Origin of the sequence: [Clostridium] clostridioforme AGR2157 (assembly GCF_000424325.1) — a bacterium.
GTDB classification, from domain to species: Bacteria; Bacillota; Clostridia; order Lachnospirales; family Lachnospiraceae; genus Enterocloster; species Enterocloster clostridioformis_A.
This window is the reverse complement of sequence record NZ_AUJR01000113.1, coordinates 1-2,813: the sequence shown is the minus strand read 5'-3', so window position 1 is coordinate 2,813 and position 2,813 is coordinate 1. Positions and strand designations below refer to the sequence as shown.

At 38.3% G+C, this 2,813-nt stretch carries 3 protein-coding genes; all 3 read right to left on the bottom strand.

What is annotated here, in order from left to right:
- Nucleotides 1-269 precede the first annotated feature (269 nt).
- A complete protein-coding gene (locus G614_RS28900) occupies nt 270-476 on the bottom strand; it encodes a hypothetical protein (RefSeq protein ID WP_151164519.1) in 207 nt (68 codons plus the stop codon).
- A 155-nt stretch (nt 477-631) separates the two neighbouring features.
- A complete protein-coding gene (locus G614_RS0123715; protein WP_027643863.1) occupies nt 632-1,093 on the bottom strand; it encodes a hypothetical protein in 462 nt (153 codons plus the stop codon).
- Nucleotide 1,094: 1 nt separating this feature from the next.
- On the bottom strand, nt 1,095-2,813 hold a 1,719-nt coding region (locus tag G614_RS33205; protein WP_049948117.1), incomplete at its 5' end, for an RHS repeat domain-containing protein.

The following is a 2,813-nucleotide window of genomic DNA, read 5'->3' as shown; positions in this document are numbered from 1 at the left end:
CCTTATTCAGGACTCATTTACTACTGCTTTTTTATGAAAAAGAAAAATCGCTATGCGTAACCTTGGCAGGCCATCGCGCAGCGATTTTGTTCAAGACCCTTTATTCCATTTTCCGGTATCTAATTTGGAATCAGACTCCCCCTTGGCACTGAGTCATCCAGCTTATAGATTTCGCACCTTTTTCTCTGTTCTTTTGGAAAAGGTGTTAAACCAAACGCTGTGTTTCTTCTGGCTCTATCTTAGCACAAACTGTTCGGGAGCGACAACAGTTATCGCTCCGGCTCCTGGTATTCTGTTTGGTTTTTCAGCATCCCATACACGATATTTACCAAACGTCGGGAAACGCAGATAAGTGCCTGCTGTTTATTCTTTCCCTCCACAACTCGTTTCAGATTTCCGTTCCAATTTTCGGAATTCTCCTTACAGTCATCATCGGTATACAGGTTGTAGTTCAGCTGAAATATACGGTTTATCACAAAAAAGAACGCCTCCAGGTACTTACCTAAAAGCATTCTTTTTTCTCTGTCCTTTGGGATATCGCCCGGCAAAGCCGGGCGAAAGTTCTTTTACATATTAAATCCCCCTTTAAGCCATTTCATAAGTAAGGCGCTCTGTAACATCCCCTCTCCACTTAAGTCGGTAAAATATAGCACCAATTTTTATTAAAACTATTACTAACTATCTTATCGATATCTGCCTTTGTATAATACCAATCCAATTCATCATAAAATATGTCATTTGGCGATAGTTTCATATATTCGTACACAAACCTCAAAAGCATATCCTCACAGTTATTAAAATCCTCAATACTAATAATTTGATTTAGGCATGCTCCCTTTTTTATCCAATCAAACATAGTATCATAAACTTCTTCAGATTTACCATAAAGATACATTAGATATCCTCTTTCTGGGTTTTGGCGGTCTTGAACACATATGGTATTACTCTCATATTCAAATGATTTAAAACAGCCCTTTTCTGTATCACAGATATAGTGGTAACCTGCATTTTCCAATGCCTTTTTTACATTTGATAAAATTTCTTCAAATATTATATCCTTTTTTTCTTTTAATATTATGCCTGATTGTCCCATACTATCTGATAACACCTCCTAACTGGTCTAACCCATTAACAATCTTAACACCTAGATTTTCAATTTGTTCAATCATCTTAATATTACTCGGGACAGACATGTCAATTGCCTTATCAATATACAGAATCACCTCTTTATCTCCAAAATTAAAATATTTCGAATGTGTAGGATCCGTATATTTTAGCAACTGGTCCATTTTGACAGAAGCAATAGAAGATTTAACCTCTATTATTTGATTACTTGTTGATATATCAATGTCACCCAACGTTAAGCCATCCACAGTCTTTATTTTGTTTCCAAAATCTACCACAGATGCATTAGTATTTTCATTAATATAATTTGCCACTTTGGCTTCGATAGCTGTACCAGTATTTGTACTAGTTAAATTACTCTGTATTGATTTTGAAATAGACCCTTCTGTTTGCTTAGGAATTCTTACTTTTGTCCCAGATTCATTTACATAATCAATATAATTATCTGTCTCTTTAATAATTCTGGAACCGCTGGAACTACTTGTGTTACCATTTACTTCCTTAAAAGCTTTCCGAAACTTCTCCCAGTCTTCTGGTAATCCAGATGCATAAACAACGGATAAGAATGCTCCTGCTGCTGCACTATCCTCTAATCCGGCTACGACTAACAACTCATCAATCTCAGCTTGAGCCGTAGCCCCCAAAGCACCAGCAGCTCCTATTGAACCTCCCCCAGCAATAGCTCCTAGTTTTGAAAGAAGAAGTTCAATTTCCTTTACACTATATGATGCCAGTATAATATCACCAAACAGCTTTCCTAAATAGAAGTTGGCTGGGTCATATATTAGATTGTCAACTACCCATTGCTCCGCATTCTTTACCATTGCCTCATTTTCATATCGGTAGCGATAATTGTATATTAAGTTGTTAAGTAATCCAACAGTTTCAATTCCTTTGTTCATTAATGCATAGTTTGCACCAATAATTATGTCAATAAAATCATCCGTTGGACTGTCGAACCCATACATAGGATCTCCGCCAGTTATTTCCTCCCACTCTCTCTGGCACTCGTCCTTGGTTTTCCGCTTAATGGCAATCTCAAATAGTTTAGACAAAAGTGTTTTTGCATGTTCACCAAAGCTATTTGGTACTGGACTAGGAGGTGGTCCCTGTACATTTCCATTATCATTAGGACGGGTTGCATTACTGTCATTTGCCACCGGTATATCACCTGTATGGACATATTTACTAGGTGGTGCAAAGATATCTAAACCAACGTGTCCACTCGGATCCATATAATTCAAAGGGCTTCCCTTGACGTAATTATATCGGTTCAGTGTCAATGGATCTGTGATATCTCCCAGATAACTGTCCTCACTGATGAATCCGGCTGTCTTCACGCTGTAATATCTCACCCTTAAATACTGAGCATCCATATTCGGGTTGAAGTTTTCGGCATTATAGCTATAGACATTATTGTACTGTGGCTTGCCAAACGTGATATCTCCAAAGGCATTATACCGGTACGACTGCCAGATATATCCATCACTTCCTGTTACACCTGTCACACTCCCCCTTGGGTCATAGGTATAATAACCGGTCCAGCCGGTGAATCGCTCGTTGGTCAGGCGTTCATTTCCATAGCTGTACGCTGTATCCATTATACCATTGATATTCAGCTCCATCAACACTTCTGCATGGTCGCGGTTCACATCATTGACATATTCCACCAGCTCATAATTCTTCTG

Coding starts and splice junctions, on each gene's coding strand:
- G614_RS0123715 (WP_027643863.1), bottom strand. CDS start 1,093: ATGGGACAATCAGGCATAATATTAAAAGAAAAAAAGGATATAATATTT.